Raw genomic sequence first — 387 nt, 5'->3', positions numbered from 1 at the left:
TTGTGAGTATTGTTCATGGAAAGGATTCGATTGGTTACGGCCCGTTTGGTGCATATGAAAGTCATATAGGATCTACATATGCGGTCACACCACCACTTTCAAAAGAGGAGCTGGAAAAGATAACGTTAAAAGGAAAAGTGGCGAAGGATGTATTCCGATTTGTTAATTCGATAAGTGGTCCAGGCTATCATTATCAAACAGATCGGAACTTCCATTTTGGAAAGGATGGTTTTTTATCAAATGAGTATTTGTTAAATGTAGATAAAAATGAAAGAATTTATGATTCTCCAGGGAAGTTATTAGGAGGCGGAGAAATCCATGTAGTTGTAGAGAATCTAGAACAAGCTGTAAGAGATATGAAGAGAAACGCACAAGAATTTCAAGATA

The 387-nt window shown here is 36.7% G+C and carries 1 pseudogene; it reads left to right on the top strand.

The features are described from left to right. Nucleotides 1-387 (top strand): annotated as a pseudogene (locus MR063_RS21595) (lipase family protein); the annotation flags it as partial.

Source organism: Bacillus cereus group sp. BfR-BA-01492, assembly GCF_022662815.1.
Taxonomy (GTDB): Bacteria; Bacillota; Bacilli; order Bacillales; family Bacillaceae_G; genus Bacillus_A; species Bacillus_A cereus_BD.
The sequence above is the reverse complement of the archived record's forward strand: the minus strand, read 5'-3'. Positions and strand labels throughout refer to the sequence as shown.